This window comes from Methanoregula sp. PtaB.Bin085, from assembly GCF_002067035.1.
Taxonomy (GTDB): Archaea; Halobacteriota; Methanomicrobia; order Methanomicrobiales; family Methanospirillaceae; genus Methanoregula.
In genome coordinates this window covers 258,699-276,572 of record NZ_MVQB01000027.1, presented here as the reverse complement: position 1 = coordinate 276,572, position 17,874 = coordinate 258,699, and the positions used below count along the sequence as shown (strand labels likewise).

23 protein-coding genes are annotated in these 17,874 nt (G+C 61.3%); 15 read left to right on the top strand and 8 right to left on the bottom strand.

Annotated elements, in window-relative coordinates:
* Positions 1-249: 249 nt before the first annotated feature.
* From A4E33_RS06510 to A4E33_RS06455, 12 genes are all read left to right on the top strand, one after another.
* Positions 250-513 (top strand): hydrogenase subunit MbhD domain-containing protein, encoded by a 264-nt coding sequence (locus A4E33_RS06510; protein ID WP_292346877.1) that lies wholly within the window; start codon positions 250-252, stop codon positions 511-513.
* Positions 510-752 (top strand): hypothetical protein, encoded by a 243-nt coding sequence (locus A4E33_RS06505; RefSeq protein ID WP_292346876.1) that lies wholly within the window; start codon positions 510-512, stop codon positions 750-752. Before A4E33_RS06510 ends, A4E33_RS06505 begins: the two co-directional genes overlap by 4 nt.
* On the top strand, positions 749-1,072 hold the full coding sequence (locus A4E33_RS06500) for an NADH-quinone oxidoreductase subunit K (protein ID WP_292346875.1): 324 nt from the start codon (positions 749-751) through the stop codon (positions 1,070-1,072). The genes A4E33_RS06505 and A4E33_RS06500 overlap by 4 nt, the downstream gene beginning before the upstream one ends.
* Positions 1,072-4,356 carry a Na(+)/H(+) antiporter subunit D gene (locus tag A4E33_RS06495; protein ID WP_292346874.1) on the top strand — a complete coding sequence of 1,095 codons (3,285 nt, stop codon included), beginning with the start codon at positions 1,072-1,074 and terminating at the stop codon, positions 4,354-4,356. The genes A4E33_RS06500 and A4E33_RS06495 overlap by 1 nt, the downstream gene beginning before the upstream one ends.
* Positions 4,353-5,816, top strand: coding sequence for an NADH-quinone oxidoreductase subunit N (locus tag A4E33_RS06490; RefSeq protein WP_292346873.1), 1,464 nt, complete (start codon positions 4,353-4,355; stop codon positions 5,814-5,816). The genes A4E33_RS06495 and A4E33_RS06490 overlap by 4 nt, the downstream gene beginning before the upstream one ends.
* The gene (locus A4E33_RS06485) at positions 5,817-6,146 is read left to right on the top strand and encodes a hypothetical protein (RefSeq protein WP_292346872.1); all 330 of its coding nucleotides are present in this window, start codon (positions 5,817-5,819) and stop codon (positions 6,144-6,146) included. It abuts the gene before it with no gap.
* 79 nt (positions 6,147-6,225) lie between these two features.
* A complete protein-coding gene (locus A4E33_RS06480; protein WP_292346871.1) occupies positions 6,226-6,759 on the top strand; it encodes an NADH-quinone oxidoreductase subunit B family protein in 534 nt (177 codons plus the stop codon).
* Positions 6,756-7,250 (top strand): NADH-quinone oxidoreductase subunit C, encoded by a 495-nt coding sequence (locus tag A4E33_RS06475; RefSeq protein ID WP_292346870.1) that lies wholly within the window; start codon positions 6,756-6,758, stop codon positions 7,248-7,250. Before A4E33_RS06480 ends, A4E33_RS06475 begins: the two co-directional genes overlap by 4 nt.
* The gene (locus tag A4E33_RS06470; RefSeq protein ID WP_292346869.1) at positions 7,238-8,419 is read left to right on the top strand and encodes a nickel-dependent hydrogenase large subunit; all 1,182 of its coding nucleotides are present in this window, start codon (positions 7,238-7,240) and stop codon (positions 8,417-8,419) included. The genes A4E33_RS06475 and A4E33_RS06470 overlap by 13 nt, the downstream gene beginning before the upstream one ends.
* Positions 8,416-9,390 carry a complex I subunit 1 family protein gene (locus A4E33_RS06465; protein WP_292346868.1) on the top strand — a complete coding sequence of 325 codons (975 nt, stop codon included), beginning with the start codon at positions 8,416-8,418 and terminating at the stop codon, positions 9,388-9,390. The genes A4E33_RS06470 and A4E33_RS06465 overlap by 4 nt, the downstream gene beginning before the upstream one ends.
* Entirely contained in the window at positions 9,387-9,746 is a 360-nt protein-coding gene (locus A4E33_RS06460; protein WP_292346867.1) for a 4Fe-4S binding protein, read from the top strand. The genes A4E33_RS06465 and A4E33_RS06460 overlap by 4 nt, the downstream gene beginning before the upstream one ends.
* The gene (locus A4E33_RS06455) at positions 9,746-10,240 is read left to right on the top strand and encodes a hydrogenase maturation protease (protein WP_292346866.1); all 495 of its coding nucleotides are present in this window, start codon (positions 9,746-9,748) and stop codon (positions 10,238-10,240) included. Before A4E33_RS06460 ends, A4E33_RS06455 begins: the two co-directional genes overlap by 1 nt.
* A gap of 564 nt (positions 10,241-10,804) precedes the next feature.
* Here A4E33_RS06455 and A4E33_RS06450 read toward each other — a convergent pair.
* Positions 10,805-11,089 (bottom strand): chorismate mutase, encoded by a 285-nt coding sequence (locus tag A4E33_RS06450; RefSeq protein WP_292346865.1) that lies wholly within the window; start codon positions 11,087-11,089, stop codon positions 10,805-10,807.
* Positions 11,090-11,184: 95 nt separating this feature from the next.
* Between A4E33_RS06450 and A4E33_RS06445 the strand changes: the two genes are divergently transcribed.
* Complete coding sequence (locus A4E33_RS06445) at positions 11,185-11,838, top strand: peptidase M50 (protein ID WP_292346864.1); 654 nt, start codon at positions 11,185-11,187, stop codon at positions 11,836-11,838.
* 25 nt (positions 11,839-11,863) lie between these two features.
* On the opposite strand, the gene A4E33_RS06440 is transcribed toward A4E33_RS06445, so the two are convergent.
* From A4E33_RS06440 to A4E33_RS06420, 5 genes are all read right to left on the bottom strand, one after another.
* Positions 11,864-12,472, bottom strand: a complete 609-nt coding sequence (locus A4E33_RS06440) for a flavodoxin family protein (RefSeq protein WP_292346863.1) — start codon at positions 12,470-12,472, stop codon at positions 11,864-11,866.
* A 12-nt stretch (positions 12,473-12,484) separates the two neighbouring features.
* Positions 12,485-13,099 carry a flavodoxin family protein gene (locus A4E33_RS06435; protein WP_292346862.1) on the bottom strand — a complete coding sequence of 205 codons (615 nt, stop codon included), beginning with the start codon at positions 13,097-13,099 and terminating at the stop codon, positions 12,485-12,487.
* Between the two features lie 84 nt (positions 13,100-13,183).
* Complete coding sequence (locus A4E33_RS06430) at positions 13,184-13,576, bottom strand: carboxymuconolactone decarboxylase family protein (protein ID WP_292346861.1); 393 nt, start codon at positions 13,574-13,576, stop codon at positions 13,184-13,186.
* 4 nt (positions 13,577-13,580) lie between these two features.
* A complete protein-coding gene (locus tag A4E33_RS06425; protein ID WP_292346860.1) occupies positions 13,581-13,706 on the bottom strand; it encodes a desulfoferrodoxin FeS4 iron-binding domain-containing protein in 126 nt (41 codons plus the stop codon).
* A 110-nt stretch (positions 13,707-13,816) separates the two neighbouring features.
* The gene (locus tag A4E33_RS06420; RefSeq protein WP_292346859.1) at positions 13,817-14,047 is read right to left on the bottom strand and encodes a hypothetical protein; all 231 of its coding nucleotides are present in this window, start codon (positions 14,045-14,047) and stop codon (positions 13,817-13,819) included.
* A 126-nt stretch (positions 14,048-14,173) separates the two neighbouring features.
* Here A4E33_RS06420 and A4E33_RS06415 point away from each other — a divergent pair, with 126 nt between their 5' ends.
* Positions 14,174-14,767, top strand: a complete 594-nt coding sequence (locus A4E33_RS06415; RefSeq protein ID WP_292346858.1) for a flavodoxin family protein — start codon at positions 14,174-14,176, stop codon at positions 14,765-14,767.
* A 319-nt stretch (positions 14,768-15,086) separates the two neighbouring features.
* On the opposite strand, the gene radC is transcribed toward A4E33_RS06415, so the two are convergent.
* On the bottom strand, positions 15,087-15,752 hold the full coding sequence (gene radC, locus A4E33_RS06410) for a DNA repair protein RadC (protein WP_292346857.1): 666 nt from the start codon (positions 15,750-15,752) through the stop codon (positions 15,087-15,089).
* 196 nt (positions 15,753-15,948) lie between these two features.
* On the opposite strand from radC, the gene A4E33_RS06405 reads away from it, so the two are divergent.
* Positions 15,949-16,452: a rubrerythrin family protein gene (locus A4E33_RS06405; RefSeq protein WP_292346856.1), complete on the top strand. Its 504-nt coding sequence runs from the start codon at positions 15,949-15,951 to the stop codon at positions 16,450-16,452.
* Here A4E33_RS06405 and A4E33_RS06400 read toward each other — a convergent pair.
* On the bottom strand, positions 16,447-17,781 hold the full coding sequence (locus A4E33_RS06400) for a LamG domain-containing protein (RefSeq protein ID WP_292346855.1): 1,335 nt from the start codon (positions 17,779-17,781) through the stop codon (positions 16,447-16,449). The genes A4E33_RS06405 and A4E33_RS06400 overlap by 6 nt on opposite strands.
* Positions 17,782-17,874: the final 93 nt, after the last annotated feature.

The following is a 17,874-nucleotide window of genomic DNA, read 5'->3' as shown; positions in this document are numbered from 1 at the left end:
AGAGAGAAGATCACGACCACCGTAACGGGCTTACCAGCAGGGTAATCCCGATACCGGCATCCTGCCGCAGGGGGCAGGGACTGCTGGTAACCCGCGGAAGATTACCATGATCGCTACTTCCTGCCTGAAAATCCATGCACCAGAAAACCCGTGGATTTTCTCGCACAATTCTCCTCTTTCTTTGGGAAGCCGGCCGGGGAATCCCGCCATACGCGACAGACACGTTGCTGCAGGGGGCCGTGATCGCTGATGCCGGATCCTGACTTCATCCTCATCCTCATCACCGGGATCGCAACCGTGGTTCTGGCGTTCATTGCAATCCTGCAGCGGAACCTCATCCGGGCAGTCATCGCGTTTGCGCTCTCGAGCGTCGGCCTGGCCTCCCTGTTCTTCCTGCTTGCGTCCCCGTATGCCGCGGTGCTTGAACTGGTGGTCGGGAGCGGCCTTGTGGCCGTCCTGTTCCTCGTAGCCCTTGTCCTTGCCGGCGGGGAAGAGGAGAAGGTGCGTGCATGAACGCCAAGAATGCGTGTGCGGTCCTCCTCGGGACGCTCTTCCTCGTCCTGTTTGTCGCCCTTGTCGTTCCCCCGGCACAGTCATGGCCCGGGGCAGCGCTGGTCTCGCCCGTTGTCGGGGAAGTCCTCTGGAAGACACGGACCTACGAGGTGCTCCTCCAGGGCATGATCGTGCTTGCCGGCGTCCTGTCGATCCTCCTGCTGCTGGGCAGGAACCAGTCGGGGAGGCAGCAGCCATGATGCCGGGCGGGGTGGTGATCATCCTCATTGTTGCCGCGGCGCTCTTTGCCACCGGGCTCTTTGCCCTGATCGCCCGGTGCAACCTGATCAAGATGGTGATGGGCCTCGAACTTCTCGGGAAGGCTGTCAGCCTGGTCTTCATCCTCGGGGGATACCTGGCCGGTGACACCGGCGTGTCGCAGTCGGTCGTGTTCACCCTGATCGCGATCGAGGCGGTCGTTGCCGGCCTTGCGCTCGCCCTCGTCATCCTGGCCCGGCATGTCTGGAAGACCTTTGATATCGCCGCGATCTCGACGCTCTCGAACGGGGGTGAGCGGTAATGGACCTCTCCGCGTGGATGCTTGCCGCCATCGTCCTTGTCCCGTTCGTGGCAACCATTTTCGTCCTGCTCCTCTCCAGCCGCCCGGACGCCCGCGAGGGGGTGCAGCTCGCTGCGGCAGTCATAACCGCCCTGCTCTGCGCCCTTGCAATCCCGTCCGCGTTCGCCCCCCTGCACCTCGCGACAGCCCCCCTGCAGATCCTTCCCGGGCTCGACATCCGGTTCACCGCGGATCCCCTCGGCCTCCTCTTCGCCACCCTTGCGTCCGTCCTCTGGATCATCACGACGGTCTACAATATCGGGTATATGCGGGGGCTGAAGGAACACTCCCAGACTCGCTATTACGCGATGTTCGCTCTCACCATGGGGGCGGTCATGGGCGTTGCCCTCTCCTCCAACATGTTCTCCCTCTTCGTCTTCTACGAGATCCTCGCCATCACCGCGTATCCCCTCGTTGTCCACAAGGAAACGGCGGAGGCCCTTGCCGCAGGGAGAAAATACCTCATCTACACCCAGTGCGGCGGCGTTGCCATCCTTGCCGGCATCATGGCCGTCATCGGCATGGGAAACACCCTCGAGTTCATCCCGGGAGGTAACCCGGGGATCGCCGCCATCGCCCCCGAGTTCGCCCGTCTTGCCTTCCTCCTGCTCTTCTTTGGCCTTGGCGTGAAGGCGGCGCTCGTGCCCCTGCATGGCTGGCTGCCGAGCGCCATGGTTGCGCCCACGCCGGTGAGCGGGCTCCTGCACGCGGTTGCCGTCGTGAACACCGGGGTCTTTGGCATCCTCCGGCTGATGTGGTACCTGTACGGGCCCGATCAGGTTCTGGCGCTCGGCCTCCACGACATTGTCATCGGCAGCGCGGTGGTCACCATTGTGATCGGCTCCCTGCTTGCCCTCCGGCAGGATGATTTCAAGCTCCGGCTCGCGTACTCGACGGTGAGCCAGCTCAGCTACATGGTGCTTGGCGCTGCCATCCTCCTGCCGGCCGGGATGTCCGCCGCCTCCGATGCCGGGAGAGTTGCAGCCGTGATCGAGGCAACCTACGCGTTCACGGCGCACGCGCTGGGGAAACTGACGATGTTCTTTGTCGCCGGCACGGTCGCCGTGGAGGCCGGGAAGACAAAGATCTCCGAGCTGGACGGGATTGGAAAAAAGATGCCCTGGGAATTTGCCGCGTTCACCCTTGCCGCCCTGAGCATGGCGGGGCTGCCCCCCATGGCAGGGTTCATCGCGAAATGGTACCTTGCCCTCGGAACCTCTGCGGGTGATACCGGGCAGTGGTGGCTCCTGCTCGTGATCATCGGTGTCAGCGTCCTGAACCTGGCCTATTTCCTCCCCATCGTGATCCGGGCGTTCTACCGGCCCGGCGATCCGGAGGTTCCCGGCGTTCGCCTGACCCTCCGTGGGCCGGTTGTCGTGACCGCAGTCCTGACCGCTCTTGCCGGGCTCTGGACGGTTCTGCCTCTCAGCCCGTACGCCCTGAGCGTTTCTGTTGCCACGGAAGTGACCCGTGCTGCAGTGCCGGGTATCGTGACCTTTGCAGCGGGCACCGCGATCCCGCCCTTTGTTATCTTCCTGATTGGTGCACCGATTGTGCTCTTCCTGAGGGGCCGGGCACGGCAGGCTGGCCTGGCAGCCCTCGGCGCCATCGCGCTGCTCGATGTCCTGCTTCTCCCGGGAGGGTATTTCAGCGGCTCTGCCGCCGGCGTTGTGACGCAATGGAGTGTCCCCTTCATGGGCTATACCCTGACGCTGCTCCGGGTCGACAGCCTCTCGTACCTGACCGGGGTTGTCTTTGCCATCATCACCTTCCTCGCCATCCTCTACGCTGCCGCTGTCGCAGCACCCCGGCTTCACTTCTACGCCCTCCTCTATGCCGGCACCTCGCTCGGGGCGGTCTTTGCCGGGGACTGGATCACGCTCCTCTTCTTCTGGGAGCTGATGGCCGTCACCTCGACCTTCCTGATCTGGCAGGAAGGAGGAGAGGCGATCGGCGCCGGCTACCGCTACCTCCTGTACCACGGCCTTGGCGGGACCCTGCTCATGGCCGGCATCGCCCTCCTCATCATGGGCGGCGGCTCGCCCGTTGTCGGTCCGCTCGCCGGGATCCCGGGCGGGCCGTACCAGCTCTGGGCATCGGTGCTGATCGTGCTTGGCATCGGCGTGAACATCGCGTTCATCCCGCTCCACACCTGGCTTCCCGATGCCTATCCCCGGGCAAACTTCGCTGCCAGCGTCTTCCTCTCGGTGTATACGACCAAGGCAGCGGTCTACCTTCTTGCCAGGGCCCAGCCGGGGACCGAGTTTATCGCCTTCATGGGGGCGATCATGGCGGTCTACGGCGTGGCCTTTGCGATCTTCCAGAACGACATGCGCCGCCTCCTCTCCTACCATATCGTCTCGCAGGTCGGGTACATGGTTGCCGGCATCGGGATCCTCGGCTGGCTGGGGGCAGCGGATGCCATCGGACAGCTCGGGCTTGACGGCGGGATGGCCCACCTCTTCAACCATATCCTGTACAAGGCCCTTCTCTTCATGGCGGTCGGCGTCATTGTCTGGAAGACCGGGGAGAATTTGCTGAGCCGTGTCGGGGGACTCGGGAAGAAGATGCCGGTCACGGCCATCGCCTTCTGGGTCGCCGCGTTCTCCATCGCCGGCGTCCCGCTCTTCAACGGGTTCGTCTCCAAGGGCATGGTCCTTGTTGCAGCGGAGCACACCAGCCTGCTGCTCTGGATTCTCCTTGAGATCGCGTCGTTCGGGACATTCCTCTCGTTCCTGAAGCTCGGGTACTTCGCGTTCATCCGCGAAGGGGCAACGGAGGCATCCGACCCGCCGCTCCTCATGCAGGCAGCCATGCTGGGGACCGCAGCGCTCTGTATCATCATCGGGATCTTCCCGGGGCTGCTGTATGCAATCCTGCCCGCCAGCACCACGTACGCAGCGTACGATATGGCGCACGTGCTGAGCGCTGTCCTCGTGCTCGGGGCTGCAGCCCTCTTCTTCTTCACGGTCGGCAGGAAGGTTCTCGAACCCCACGATGTCCCTGTGCGGGACTTCGATCTCCTGTACGAGGAGGCATGCCACGCAGTCTGCTCCGCTGCCCGCGGGATTCAGGAGAGTTTCAGGATCATCTACGGCTTTGCAACCACGGGGGCCCGGCTCCTCTTCGCTGCAGGGGCCATGGCCATGGGAATGGAGAACCGCGACGCGAACTGGAACATCGCGATGGTCGTTGCCGTTATCGTCGGTCTGGTCACGGTCGTCATCCTGGGGGCGGGGCCATGAACCCGATCGACATCGCGGGGTTCATGCCCTTCTTCATCGCGCTCTGCGGCATCGGTATGTATTTCCTGACAAAGGCGTTCCCGCCCAACCTCCGGCACTGGTGCGGGACGCTGACCGGGTTCGTCCTGCTTGCGGTCTTCTGCCTCCTCGTGTACGTCCTCTTCCAGCACGCGTCGTACCCGACGATCTCCTATATCGGCCTGACCGGCGGTCTCCTGGTCACGGGAATCGGGGCCGTTGCGGCATGGGCATCGGCCGGCAGCCTCGACCCGAAGGGTCCGGTCCAGTTCTACTACCCGCTCTTCCTCTTTGCGCTCGCCGGCGCCATGGCTGTGGGGTTCGCAACCGATCTCTTCACGATCTTCGTGCTGGTCGAGCTCTCTGCCATCCCGGTCTATGCGCTCGTGGCCTACCGGTACCAGGCGGATCCCATGGCCCTCTCCGCGGCAATGAAATACCTCCTCCAGGGCGTGACGGGCACGCTCACGGCCCTGCTGGGCGTTGCCCTCCTGTTTGTCGAGGGCCACACCCTGGAGATTTCCCGGCTCCCCGCTGCCCTTGCCGGGGCGGATGCCCGCATCGTCCTCTTCGCGGCACTGCTGATCATGCTCGGGTATGGCGTGAAACTGGGGATCGTGCCCCTCCACACCTGGCTGCCGGATGCCTATGCCCGGGCACCGGTCGGGGTCACCGCCATCATGGTCGGCCCGACGAAGATCGGTGTCCTGATCGCGATGGTCCTCTCGCTCTCCGCGCTCCCGGCAGGGGGAACCCTGCCATGGACCCTCGGCATGGTGATCACCTTCATCGCGGTCGTCACCATGACGGCCGGGAACCTTCTCGCCCTGAACCAGACGGACCTCCGGTACATCCTCTCCTACTCGAGCATCGCCCAGATGGGGTACATCCTGCTTGGGTTCGGCATCGGCCTGATCTACAACCTGCCGCTCGGTTTTGTCGCCGGTCTCTATTACGCGATAGCGTACTCGATGATGAAATCCGGGGCGTTCTTCGCCACGGACGCCTTCGCGCGGGATGCGGGGACCTTCAGGACAGAGGGGATGGGGGGCCTGGGGGCCCGGCACCCGGTCCTCGGGTTCTCCATGGTGGTCTTCGTCTTCGGGCTCATCGGCGTCCCCTTCACGTCCGGGTTCCTCGGCAAGCTCCTCCTCGAGCAGGCCGGGATGGTGACCTCGATGGCCGGCGGCGTTGCGCTCGCCCTGATCCTTGCCCTGAACAGCGCCCTCTCGCTCGGGTACTACATCCCGGTCATATCGACCCTCCTCTTCTGTGGTTCCGACAGGGCAATATGCCCGGTTCCGGTCAAACCCCTGCCCCTGACCATCATCTCGGCGGTTGCCTTCCTTGCGCTCGTGACGATCTACTTCGGCCTGTTCCCCGAATCGTTCGAGTGGATCTCGCATGCGGCACAGCAGATCTTCATCGGGGGGGTGCCGTAAATGGTCTCGTGGGAGATCCTCACCTCGCCGGTCATCATCATGGCATACGCCCTCGCGATCGGGTGGCTGATCTATGCGTGGTCCCGGACTGTTGCACCGCCGTTCACGCACTCGGTCAACAAGACCATGCCCTACGTGGGCGGCGAGGTTGCGGAGGCGCAGGTCTGGCAGCCCGGCTACCAGTTCTTCTACGTTGCCCTCTTCTTCACGGTGGTCCACGTTGCGGCGCTGGTCCTTGCAACGGCCCCGGCCGATGCACCGCTCTGGGGGCCGCTCGGGTACCTGGCCATCATGGCCATCGCAATCATGATCCTGAGGTGGGAGCAGTGACGGCAGCGGGAACGGACTGGGAGAAAGGCGCTGTCCCGATCCATGGTTTAATATCCGTGAACGGGGGTGATGATTAACCATGGCAGTCCCGGGCAATGGCATCAGCCGGAGGCTCGTCAGCTGGGCGCGGATCAAATCCCCCTGGATAACGGTCTATAACAGCGGCGGCTGCAATGCCTGCGATATCGAGATCATCGCGTGCCTGATGCCCCGGTTCGATGTCGAGCGGTTCGGGATCCTTGTCAGGGGCTCGCCCCGGCACGCGGATATCCTGATCGTCACCGGCACACCCACCCTGAAACAGGCTTCCCGTCTTCGCAGGGTCTGGGAACAGATACCGGAACCGAAGTACGTGATTGCGCTGGGTGCCTGCGGCTCTTCGGGAGGAGTATTCCGCGGACTGTACCAGGTCGTGGACCGGGTGGAGAGCGTCATCCCGGTGGATGTGTATGTCGCCGGGTGCCCCCCGCGCCCTGATGAGATCATCAACGCGGTTGTCAGGTGCATTGACCTCCTCCGCGAGGATACGGCACATGGCGGTAAGGAATGGCGGCAGAAAAAGCCACTGCCTGCTCCGGTTCCCGGGGAAAAAAGTCCCGCGGAGGTTCCATGACCCGTCCCGTGAATCCGGAAACGATAGCAGAACGGGTACAGGAATTCGGGGCTGTCCTGCAGGTCCGGAAAAACCGCATTGCTGTCAAAACCGATCCCGGCAGGCTCCACGACGCGATAACAACCATACAGGCAGTGCTGGGGTTTGATCGCCTTATCACCATCAGTACCGTTGACCGCGGCGGGACATTCGAACTGTTGTATCACCTGATCGGACCACACCGCATTATCGTCTCCCTTGCAGTCGACATCCCCCGGACCCGTCCCGTGATGCCAACAATGTCGGATCTCCTCCCGCCGGCCGGTATCTATGAGCGGCAGATCCATGACCTGTTCGGCATCGTCTTCGAGGGACATCCGGACCTGACCAGGGTCGTCCTGAACGAGGACTGGCCTGCCGGTGAATACCCCATGAGAAAGGACTGGAAACCGGACCCCGGTCACTTCTACGGCGGAATAAAAACGGAAGAGGAGCTGAAATGCCAGAAGTAGTTGTTCCCATCGGGCCGCACCACCCGGCGCTCAAGGAACCGGTCAACTTCCGGGTTATCGCGGATGGCGAGAAGATCGTGCGCCTCGAGCTCGACCTCTCTTATAACCACCGGGGCATTGAAAAAGCGGCTGAGCAGCGGAATTTCATCCGGGTCCTCCCGCTGCTCGAGCGGGTGTGCGGCATCTGCTCGCACTCCCATGCCACGGCCTTTGCCAAGGGGGTAGAGGAGATCATGGGCCTTGAGATCCCCCCGCGGGCCCGGTACATACGCACCATCATCGCCGAGCTCGAGCGGATGCACAGCCACCTCCTCTGGCTGGGCGTTGCCGCCCACGAGATCGGGTTCAACACGCTCTTCATGTGGAGCTGGCGGGACCGCGAGGCAGTGCAGGACACCCTGGAGGAGATGAGCGGGAACCGGGTCCATTACGGCATGAACGAGATCGGGGGCGTCCGCCGGGACCTGACGCCAGCACAGATCAAAACAGCCCTCGCGAGGCTGCCGGATCTTGAGGACCGGATCCAAAAGTACGTCGGAATGGTAAACAGCGAGGAGACGATGCTGATCCGGTTCCGGGGCGTGGGGAAGATGAGCCGGGAGGAGGCGCTGAAGTACGGTGCGGTCGGGCCGACAGCACGGGCAAGCGGGGTGGACTACGACGTGCGCCGCGACGACCCGTACCTTGCGTACGACGAAATCCCGTGGAAGGTCATCACGGACAACCACGGGGACGTGTACGGCCGCACCCGCGTCCGTGTCGGGGAACTGTGGGAGAGCACGCAGATCGTCCGCTTCTGCCTCGAAAATATCCCGGCAGGACCGGTCCGGGTCGAGGCACCAAAAAATGCACCTGAAGGGGAGATCCTCTCGCGCTACGAAGCCCCGCGGGGGGAGCTGGCCCACTATATCCGGACGAACGGTACGGACAAGGTTGAACGGATCGATATCCGCTCGCCGACACTCGCAAACTGGACCTCCGTTGCCATGTGCCTTACCGGCCAGAACCTTGCGGATATCCCGGTGATTGTTGCTGCAATCGATCCCTGCCTCTCGTGTACCTGCCGCATGGTCGTGGTACACCGGCGGGGTGGCAGAGCGGTGCCAGGTACTGCGGCCGGGGAGTCAGGGCATGATCCCAAAAGCCGGCAGGACGGGTGGCGGCCATGAGCGATCCCGTGTTCATCTTTCTGTACATCTTCGTATTTCCGGGGTTTTTGTTCCTGTTCGCGTACGCGTTCTTCCTTGCGTACCTTGACCGGAAGATCGCCGCCCGGATGCAGCAGCGGATCGGGCCGCCCATCTTCCAGCCGCTTGCCGATTTCATCAAGATGCTGGGCAAGGAAGTGATCGACCCGGACGGCGTGGACCGGCGGTTGTTCGATGCGATCCCGGTCATTGCTCTTGCAGCGGTCATGACCGCCTTCCTCTACGTTCCCGTATCGGGCGCGAGTCCGTTCGCGTTTTCGGGAGACCTTGTCCTTGTCCTCTACCTCATGGCCTTCCCGACCCTGGCCCTTTTCCTGCTGGGCTGGCTCTCCCGCAACATCTTCTCCGCCATTGGCGGGATCCGGGCAGTGACCCAGCTCTTCATTTACGAGGTGCCGTTCTTCCTGGCCATCCTCACACCCGCCATCATGGCAGGCAGCTGGTCGATCTCGGACATCGTGCTCTGGCAGCAGCACAATCCCTGGCTTGTGTTCCTCCAGCCGATCGGTTTTGTCGTTGCATTGATCGGGCTCCAGGCAAAACTGGAGCGAACGCCCTTCGACATTCCTGAGGCAGAAACCGAGATCGTTGCCGGGCCCTGGACCGAGCTGACGGGGCGGAGGCTGGCCCTTATGCACCTTGCCACGGAACTATCGCTGGTGACCGGCAGTGCCCTGATCGCCGCCCTGTTCCTTGGCGGCCCCATGCTCCCGTGGGTCCTCCCGGCGCCTTGGATGAACGCGGCTGCCGGTTTTGCGCTCTTCCTTGCCAAGACCCTTGCCATCCTCCTTGTCCTGTCCTCGATCACGGTCGCGACCGGCCGTCTCCGTATCGACCAGCTCAATGATATCGGCTGGAAATATATTGCAAGCGCGGCCCTGGTGCAGGCAGGGATCGTGCTGGTCATTAACTATCTCTGGGTGGTGCCATGAGCGTTCTCAGGGAGATGATCGGGAACTTTTTCTCGCGCCCGGTCACGATCCGGTATCCCTGGATAAAAGTACCGATCCCGGATACGTTCCGGGGGAGGGTGGCGAACACCGACGAGCTCTGCATCGGGTGCTCGAAATGTTCTCTGGTCTGCCCGGCCCAGGTCATAACCATGATTGACGGGCCCCGGGACGTTGTATTCAAAGGAAAGACCCTTGCCCGGAAGAAACGGCCGCAGGTGGACCTGTACAAATGCATCCGCTGCGGTCTCTGCGAGCGGCATTGTCCCACCGGGTCAATTCACCTGGAGCATGTGCACGCGGGCACCGGAACTGACCGGGATGTCAGGGTAACCTGATGGAGAATACGTCCCTGCTCACGGAAACCCTGCCGCCCCGGATACGGGGTGCCGGGAGGCTTGCAGTTGTCGGGATCGGTGACGAACTGAGCCCTCCCGACAGCCTCGGCATGACCGCAGCGCGGGAGATCGAAAAGCACCGGATCCCCGGCGTGACGGTTTTTTTTGCCGGAACGGTCCCCGAGAGCATCACCGGTCCCCTCCGGCGGTTCCGGCCGGATCACATCCTGTTCCTGGATGCCGCCGATTCGGGAGCACGGCCCGGCACGATCGCGGTGATCGAACCGGAACAGATCCAGGCAACCCTGATCACAACCCATGCCCTCCCGCTGGGGGTCGTCATGGAGTATGTCGGGCGCGAGACCAGGGCGGGGGTGTCCCTGCTCGGGATCCAGCCGGATGTTACGAAGCCTGACAGGGATCTCTCCTGCCCGGATTTGATGTACCTGGAACAGAACCTTGAGGTGCTGGTCCGGGTCCTCCGGGAGCGGTGAATGTCCGGACGGGGACACTGGTGCACCCGGCTTTGGCGACCTCATCCGGCACGATGATCAGACCCGGGGTATTATCTCTGACCGCCGTGGCGTGCAGAATGTGCAAAGCATCCTCCGTGCCGCTTTCCATCCTCAGCAGATGTGATTTTTCTGCTCTGTAGAAATCCGTAATCAAACGCTCAGTGGAATTTGCGAAGGTGACCCCTCCCTTGACCCCCATATCCGATTTTTTTTAGATACCGGAAAGGTAATGCTCCACGGGGCGAAGGTCGACAGACCCCGAGCGCCCGTGGCTCCATCATAATTTTAAGTGATATCTCAGTAGGTTTTCTCCAGAGCCGATTTTTCCCGTTGGGATATCGCGGTATTTCCCGATCACTCTGGTGTCGGATCATCCTGTGCAGGTACTACCGTGGCAATGCGCCCGTCCCCAACGGGAGGAGCTGAGGGCCAGATGCATGAAACAGGAAGAGAGCGTGAAACGTTCTTCGGCTCAGGGCCGGCGCAAGAGGGGGGCTTCATCTCCTGAACCGGATTCCGCCTCCAGAAATCTCCAAAAAAAAATTACGGCAGGTTCCCGTCGCCCGAGCACTCGCGCTGGCGCTCCTCGCTCATGGCGATCAGGATCTCGAAGATCTTCCGGACGGATACGGCATCGATGCGGCGTTCGGTTGCCTGCTCATAGACAGATTCCAGCACATTGTTCGCCCGCTCCCCGTCATGGACAGGGAGGCTGTGGGCGATCTTGATCCGGGCAATCCTGCCGGCCAGCTTCTGCCGCTCGGCAATGAGCCGGATTATTTCGGAATCCACCTTCGATATCTCCGCCCGCACCGCATCCAGGGACATACCATGTACATCCCCGGGAATTCTCATAAACATACGCATGGTTCCCGACACGAAAACAGATAAGCGCAAAAAGCCCTATCTTCTCCGGAAATCCTATGTTCGAACGGATCACACGGCGCGAGGAAGCGGACCTTTTTATTGCATGGCTCGCGATCTCGCTTGCCTTTGCTATCATCAAGATCGCCCCTTACGGAATCCTGCGCCCGTTCCAGCAGGTGACCGCAGCAACGGCACTCGTGATATTTGCCATCGCCCTCCTCACGGTGGGCATCGGCTTCATCCTCCACGAGATGGCCCACAAGTTCACCGCGATGCGGTACGGGTACTGGGCCGAGTTCCACAAGGACAACAGCATGCTCCTCATCGCGGTGGTCGTGGCATCCCTTGTCGGCTTTGTCTTTGCGGCGCCGGGTGCCACGGTCATCTACACCAACCCGTACGAAGGGCGGGGGCTCACCCGGGAAGAGAACGGGAAGATCTCCGCCGCAGGACCGGCCACGAACCTCCTGCTCTGCATCCCCTTTGCCGCCCTGTACGTCCTTGGCGGCGGCCTTGCAGCATCGGGAGGGAGTCTCCTCGCGGTTGTCGGCCTTGCCGGTATCCAGATCAATGCCATGATCGCGGCCTTCAATATGCTCCCCTTCGGTCCGCTTGACGGCCGGAAGATCTGGGACTGGAATACCCCGGCCTTCACGCTCCTGATCGCGGCCTCGTTCGGGCTCCTCGTGGCCTCGTTCTCCTATCTCTGAGAATCCCTTTTTCGGGAGGGATTTTTTATTTCGGCGCGTTGAGCTTTCCGATCACCGCGACGACCTTCTGCCCTTTCTCGAACGCTTCCTTCATCGCGGTGGGATGATTCCTGATCCCTTTGTACTCGTCCATGTTGTTGGCGATGATGTTGTCGTAGTATTCGAACCCGGTGCCGTTGAAGATGGCCGTGACCATGGGAAAGGCGCCGTCGAAGACATGATCCCAGTTCTGGCCGGCGGTCGAGACGAACAAACCCTTGTGGCGTTTGATATGGTTGTCGGTGAAGTAGAGCGTTTTGAAGATGAATTTCCGGGCCCAGAGATACTGGCCCCGGTCGATGAACCCCTTCAGCTCCGCGGTGATCCCCATCGTGTAAATGGGCGAGGCGATGGCAAGGCAGTCGGCTTTCAGCACCCTGTCGAACAGTACGATTGCGTCGTCCTTCACCACGCACTCGCCGGTCTTGTGGCAGGCATTGCAGCCCCGGCAGGGAGCATAGTCGAGATCCTTGAGCACCACCTTCTCGACCAACGCCCCTGCCGCTTTTGCCCCGTCAAGGAAACTGTCGAGCAGGGTCTCCGTGTTGCCGTGCCGGTGCGGGCTTCCCGATATCCCCAGGACACTGATCTTCATATACCTGCACCCTCAGGCTGCCAGCCGCTTTTTGATCTCGGCGATGACGGCCGCCCCGAGCTTCTCTGCATCCGCTTTTGCAGTCGGGTGACTGAGGATTGCGCCTTTCTCATCGACATGGTTGATCATCAGGTAGTTGATATCCCTGTCCTTCACCTCAATTACGTTATAGAAGCATTTCACCGAGGGGATTGCGGCATCGAACACGTAACTCCAGTTCTGCCCGGCGGTCGAGAGGAAAATCCCGAGCCGCTTCCCTTTCCGCTCCGGCGGGACAACCGGCAGCTTCAGCACGTACTTCCGCGAGGTGAAGACCTGCGCCCGGTCGATCAGCATCTTTGCCTGCGCAGCAATCCCCATGCAGAAGATCGGGGCGGCAAGGATGATCACGTCCGCCGCGATGATCTTGTCGTGGACGATATCCATCCCGTCCCGCTGCACGCATTTGTTCAGTTTCTGGCAGGCATTGCAGCCTTTGCAGGGATTGATGTCCGCTTCGGTCAGCGGGATCTTCTCGATGGTGACGTCCGCCTCGTTTCCCATGGCCGCGAGCACCCAGTCGAGCAGGGTCTCCGAGTTCCCTCCCCGCCGCGGGCTTCCGGCAAATGCAAGGACCCTGACTGGCATAGCAGTTCTCTTGGAGCCGGATCGTAAAATACCTTGGTTTTTCCGATTTTTACGGAAAAAAAGAGAGCGGCCTCTCGCCACCTGTTACTTCATCACGTCGTCGAGCTGGGCCTTGCCGTACACGTACGCCGGCATGCCGGAGAGCAGGAAGGTCACGCGGAGCGCTTCCTCGATCTCCGCCTTGGTGCAGCCAACGTTCTTTGCCCCCATCAGCTGTGCCCTGACCGCGTGCTGGTCCCGCAGGGCCGCCGCGATGGCGATAGCGATCAGCTTCTTGGTCTTCTTCGAGAGTTTCCCGTCGTCCCAGATGTGCTTTTCGAACCGCATGACGAGGTTAAACATCTCGGGCTCCTTCGTGGTCAGCTCCCGGAAGAACTTCGGCACGTGGCCGATCTGTTTCTCGAGTTTCCCGAGCCCCCGGCCCGATGCCTTCTTTGCAGCCGGCTTCTTTGCCACGGTCTTTTTCCCTGCTGCCATATCCTCAGTCCTCCAGCACCATGGGTTCGCCGCAGCAGATCAGTTCTCCGCCGCCGGCCTCTTTCACCACAACGACATTGCCGCAGATCTCGCACCTGAAGACCTGCCCTTCCTTTGAAACGTTCACCATAACTTCTGTCTCCTGGATCCGGTACTGTCCTGGTGCAGATCACGAATGGAATTCCGGTCCCTTGTGCGGCACCAGCATTCACGTCAACGGTACGAGAGAAAAATGGATGATCAGATGTTGCTCTTGCCGCGTTTCGGCGGGTTTTTGACATCCTCCGGGGTCTTGATGTCCGGCCGGATGTGGGTCATCGGGAAGCACTGGTACTCTTCGCAGGCGCAGGACGGGCACTTGCGGAGGTCCTGCTCGCTCTTGTCGAGCGTCAGTTCCTTTCCGCAGTCAATGCATACGTATTTACCGGGGCCGACCTTCTGGCCTGCAGTATAGGTCTTCTGTTCGGTCAAGGTTTTTCACCAGACTTTCACTCTGCCTGAATGATATATATGGATTGTGTTGGTACGTACTGGACCTGCTGCCGGTGGCCTGCCGGCAGGCAAAAGTATATTGCACGACGTTCCCGAATCAGTAGTATGGCAGGAACGGTCATCGGGATCCTCGGGAGCCCGCTCCCTGAAGGCAATACGGCAATCCTCCTTCAGCAGGCGCTGAAAGGAGCAGCAGACGCCGGCTGCACAACAGAGACGATCTCGGTCAACACCCTCGATTTCCAGCCGTGCATGGAGATGATGTTCTGCAGGGAGCACGAGACCTGCATCATGGACGACGACATGCAGCAGGCATACCTGAAGATCCGCGATGCCGACAGCATCATCGTCGCGACCCCCGTGATGACCATGGGCATCCCCGGGCGGCTGAAGTCCTTCATCGACCGGTGCCAGGTCTTCTTCATGGCCAAATACGTCCGGAACCAGCCGCTGGTTGCACCGGAAAAGAAAAAGGTGCGGCGCGGCCTCTTCATCTGCATCTCGGGCATGAAGATCCCCGAGGTCTTTGTGGGGGCGAAGCTGACCGCGAAGGCGTTCTTCGATATCATCGACTGCCCTTTCCATGACGAACTGCTGATCAGCGACATGGACACCATCCACGATATCCGGACCCGGAAGGACCTGCTCGATGCGGCGTACGCGAAGGGGAAGGCGCTGGGGGAAGCGCTGGGGAAGTGAGAAACCGTTAGTTCGTTTTTTTTCCAGATTCTCTTGTCATTCCAAAAATTTTCCTAACAAGAACAAGCGGATGAACAAATCTCCTGATTGTTGATGGGGGCTGATGCCCCCATACCCCCATTATGATTCCTGCCGCCACCCCCGCGGGGGCGCTCCCGCGGCGGCTTCAATTACCGTTTTGATTGAACGCGGAGAATTACGTGCTTTTCAGGTCCGGTAATCTGCCCCGCCGTGCCCCGTGAGGGGCCCTGAGGCGGGGGGCCATCCTAAGAAATTTCTCGTTTCATCCATTTTTCTGCAATGAAAAAGAATGTCCAAGTTACACAAGCCCCCGCTCCCGCATGCTCACGTGCCCGGCTTTTGTCACGATGATATGGTCCACGAGCTGGATCCCGAGGATGGAGCCGGCCTCCCTGAGCTGCGTCGTGATAGCGATGTCCTGCGGGCTCGGCTCAAGCGATCCCGATGGGTGGTTGTGGACGCAGATGACCGAGGCCGCCCGGTCGGTGATGGCATCGGCAAAGACCTCGCGGGGGTGCACGAGGCTGTGGTTCAGGAGGCCGACCGTGATGACGCGGTTGCCGAGCACCTCGCCGGCGCCGTTGAGGGCGATACAGACAAAATGTTCCTGCCGCTTGTCGCGCAGGTGGGCGACCAGCGGGAGGATGTCCTCGGGCCGCGTCACCTTTACTCCATTGTCCACCATCCCGAAGTAGCGCCGGCCCAGCTCGAAACAGGACATGATCTGGGACGCCTTGGTCGGGCCGATACCATTAATCGCCTGCAGGTCGTCGTACCCGATCGCCTTCCCCTTCTCGGCCACGAGCCGGCCGATGTCCTTTGCGATCTCACGTACATCGCGGTTCCGCGTGCCCCTGCCAAGGATTGCCTCGATCAGTTCCGTGTCCGAGAGGGCCGCAGCTCCCCTGCACGCGATCTTCTCGCGCGGGCGATCGTTCTGCGGCAGGTCCTTCATCTTTTTCATGACAGCTCCGGAACCGGGCAGGCTGAATCCTGCGCGGTATTGTACCATCTCCGGTGTGCAGCGTTCCAGTAAAAACGTTTCTTTTTATTCTTCATTACTGTATGGCAATAGAAATATATGGCCCCCGGGCATTCCCGGTGCGGGCATCCTGCCCCATGAAGAATCTTTAAGAACGATCTCCCCATACTATTCCCTCATGGCAACGATTGAAAACGCAAAGGAAGCGCTTGCCGGGGAATCCCAGGCAAACCGGAAGTACCTCGCGTTCTCGGAGAAGGCTGCAGAAGAAGGGTTCAAAAATGTTGCAATCCTCTTCAAGGCAGCATCGGAAGCCGAGGCGATCCATGCAAAGAAACTCTTAAAAGTCCTTACGGCAATCGGCCCGACCGCAAAGAACCTCGAAGCGGCTGTCGAAGGCGAGACCCACGAGTTCACCTCAATGTACCCGGGTTTCATCAAGGCGGCAGAGGCCGAAAAGCGGACCGATGCGGTGCTCGCGTTCACGCATGCCATGAAGGCCGAGGAAGTCCACGCCGGCCTGTACAAAAAAGCGCTGGCCGCGATCAGGGCCGGCAGCGACATTTCAAGGGAGCCGGTCTTTCTCTGCCCGGTCTGCGGCAACATCGAGCTGGGCAAGCCCCCGGAGAAGTGCCCGATCTGCGGCGTATTCGGCAAGCAGTTCCGGGAAATCACTTTATAATTTTTTATCGTCCTGCTCTTCTGATCCGCTTTCCCCCGCCGCGGCCTTCCTTGCCCGTCTCCGCCGGTGCACCCAGATGATGACCAGCAGGATGGCAACGAGCGTTGCCCACGATGCCGTGTAGATCACGATGATGGGGTTCCCGAGGATGTTTCCTGCCGGGGGCTGCCGGGCCGGTGGAGGAGGCAGGCTCTCCAGCCGGAGGAGAACCCGGAGCGGGAACCGCTCCGTCCCGCTGAAATACCGCACGGTCACGGTTGCGTTGCCGGAGGGCAGGACAGCCTCGGCAGGCGCATTGATCCTCCGCGGGAACGCGATCGTCCGGACGGGCTTGTCCCTCCCGTTGTCGATCTCCAGGTACCACTCGTCCGGGTCTGCATTCGCGAAGAGATCGAATGCCCGGACACTGAGCACCGATCCCGGCTGCGCGGAGACCTGCCAGGTGCCGTTGACCGTCCTGTTGTTGAACCGGAGGACACGGTCCGCGGTCCCGTTGGGCGTGAGACGGACTGATCCGGAGACCGTCTCGCAGGCAGCCGGTCCCGGTGTCTCCGGCATGATATCGGGCGCCGTGCGGACGCCCTCGTTGCAGCGCAGCCGGTCCGCCATCACCTGGCTGTAGCCGAGCGCAACCGGGTAGATCCTGACCTCGTCAAGGCCGCCGGAAAAGAAGCGGGGGCAGTCCGCGGGCGTATCGGCAGCGCCTGCTTCGGCGCCAAGGATCACGGAGTTGCCATCCCCGTACCGGATTGAGCCGGTCGCGTTTGCCTGGTTCCGCAGGATCCCGTCCAGATAGAGTTTCATGGTGCTGCCGTCATAGGTCCCGGTAACGTGGTGCCACTGGTGGAGGGCGATATAGTCGTGCTGCACCCCGACCGAGAACTCACCCGTGTTTTCAAGGTTGAGCGTCCACCAGAGGTCGTTCCCGTCGCCGAACCCGAGGCGGTACCCCCCGTTACGGTACGATGAGACAAGGGGTGACGTTGTATAGTTGTCGATATAGAACCAGGCAGAAACGGTGATCTCCTTTGCCGGGTGATTCAGGGCACGGTACGGGATCGTGACATAGCTGTCGGGATTTGCAAATGACAGCGCCCGGCTGCACCCGGTGGTTTCGATCCGGGTCGCGTTATGGAGGGTCCCGCTGTTTGCATGCCCTGAGTTATCGAGGGCCAGGATCCCGCTCCCCTCGTCAAAGTTCAGGTACACCGCCGGATCGGGCGCTGCTGCCGGTGCCTGTGCAGCTGCCGGTATGCCGCAAAGCAGGAGGAGGATACAAAAAACGGCGTATGGCCTCAGGCTCCGCGGGGAATGCATGGGAGTTTTCATGCGGCTCACGGGTATATTGGGGCTGTTGAAAAAAGAAGGTTCCGCTGGCACGCCCGCTGCCGCCTGCTGCCGGGTACAATACTTTTTTATTTT